The following is a 649-nucleotide window of genomic DNA, read 5'->3' as shown; positions in this document are numbered from 1 at the left end:
GCTCTCGATGGGCGGTTTTTTGTCTCCGCCGCCGCGAAATATCTGCAGGATTAATCTACCAAAACAGATTACGCTTAACTCAACGCTTGTTCAGAAATGCCAAGAACCTTGATGCTTCGACGTTGTTCAAAATCCCTCTCCCTCACAAATTTACAGTGTAAAAAGGGCACTGTTTCCAGTGCCCGACTAATACCAAATTAGGGGGAAGTATTAGTAAAGTGAAACGGTAATTACAGTTTACCTTCGCTGCCACACATGCGGATTTTATCCATCACCACGCGTTTCATCGCCGCTTTACCCGGGGTGATGTACTTTCTTGGATCATTTGCCTCTGGGTGTTCGGCGAAGTGCCCTTGACCGCATCAGCAAAAGCTAATTTTCAGCTCAGTCAGCCACATTCACTTTGCATACACCAAGCTCAATACAACGGCGAACCATCTCATCTGGCACACCAGAGGCACCGTGTAAAACCAATGGAATGTCGACCACCGAACGGATTTTTTCCAAACGGGTCGAAATCGAGTTTGGCTCCGCTTTGTAGAGCCCGTGTGCGGTGCCAATCGCCACTGCCAACGAATCAATGCCAGTGCGACGAACAAACTCAGCGGCAGAGGCAGGATCCGTCATCAACGCATCGGCGCTGTCGACA

At 49.3% G+C, this 649-nt stretch carries 1 pseudogene; it reads right to left on the bottom strand.

What is annotated here, in order from left to right:
* Positions 1-230: 230 nt before the first annotated feature.
* A pseudogene (locus CIK04_RS24110) lies at positions 231-649 on the bottom strand (class II fructose-bisphosphate aldolase); the annotation flags it as partial.

The sequence above is a fragment of the Vibrio sp. 03_296 genome, assembly GCF_002265885.1.
Note: the sequence above shows the minus strand (reverse complement) of the source record. Positions and strands in the feature narration are given on the sequence as shown.